This window comes from Marinobacter sp. ST-43, assembly GCF_030541085.1.
In the GTDB taxonomy this organism is placed as follows: domain Bacteria; phylum Pseudomonadota; class Gammaproteobacteria; order Pseudomonadales; family Oleiphilaceae; genus Marinobacter; species Marinobacter nauticus.
In genome coordinates, this window is the sequence record NZ_JASSVO010000059.1 from 1 (window position 1) to 1,168 (window position 1,168).

General features: G+C 52.0%; 1 protein-coding gene. It reads left to right on the plus strand.

Going from position 1 to position 1,168, the window contains the following annotated elements:
* Positions 1-71 precede the first annotated feature (71 nt).
* A complete protein-coding gene (locus tag QPL98_RS19430) occupies positions 72-1,016 on the plus strand; it encodes an IS5 family transposase (RefSeq protein WP_303293872.1) in 945 nt (314 codons plus the stop codon).
* Positions 1,017-1,168: the final 152 nt, after the last annotated feature.

Here is a 1,168-nt window from a genome sequence, read left to right on the forward strand (position 1 = left end):
GGAGGCTCTGAATAAGTCTCAAAATCAGCGATAATACGGTCATCGTCAACTGCACAGGATTCGTTGCCACCATGGATCAGATCACCTTCTCCGAAGCCGAGTACCAGACCAAGAAGCGTAAAACCCGCCGCGAGATTTTTCTGGAACGGATGGACAAGCTGATTCCGTGGAAGCAGTTGGAGAAGAAGGTAGCCCTATATTACCCCAAGGGCCAGACTGGCCGGCCACCGTATCCGCTGCCGACCATGCTGCGAGTCCACTGCATGCAATTGTTCTATAACCTCAGTGATCCTGCCATGGAAGACGCATTGTATGAGATCGAATCCATGCGCCAGTTCGCCGGCCTGAAGCTGGACCGATTGCCGGACGAAACCACCATTCTCAAGTTTCGTCATTTCCTGGAGCGCCATGGCCTTGGCAAGGTGTTGTTCAAAGAGGTGAACAAGCACCTGGAGAAAAATGGTTTGATGCTGCGTGAAGGCAGCATTGTGGATGCTTCCATCATTTCTGCACCAAGCTCCACGAAGAATGAAAGCGGCCAGCGCGACCCTGAGATGCGACAAACCAGAAAAGGCAACCAGTGGTACTTTGGCATGAAGATGCATATCGGCGTGGACGATACGCTCGGCTTGATCCACAGCATCGATACCACCGCTGCCAATGTCCACGACATCGTGTCCGCCGGCAACCTTCTTCACGGTGACGAGCTGCGCGTGTTCGGTGATGCCGGTTATCTTGGCATTCAAAAGCGGGATGAGCATAAAGATCGCCAAAATGTATCCTGGTTCATTGCCAAGCGCCCCGGTTCTCGTAAAAAACTGGACGACCGAAAGCTAAAGGCCGAGAAGCTCAAAGCCAGCGCCCGGGCCAAAGTGGAACACCCATTCCGGTACATCAAGCAGGTCTTTGGCTATAGCAACGTTCGCTATCGCGGCTTGGCCAAAAACAGTAACCGATTGCACTTGCTGGCTGCGTTCAGCAACCTGCTGATGGGTGAAAAATACCTGCTGTCGTAGGGTCAGTTCGCCTGTTTTCCGCCAAAACGGCGGGAAATAGGCAAAAATCGAACAAAACAGAGGGTGATAACGCCAAAATCGCGCTTGAATGGCTTTTTTTCGAGTTGAAAAGCGATTCAGCGATAAATCAGGCGTTAATCAGACCCTCCTTA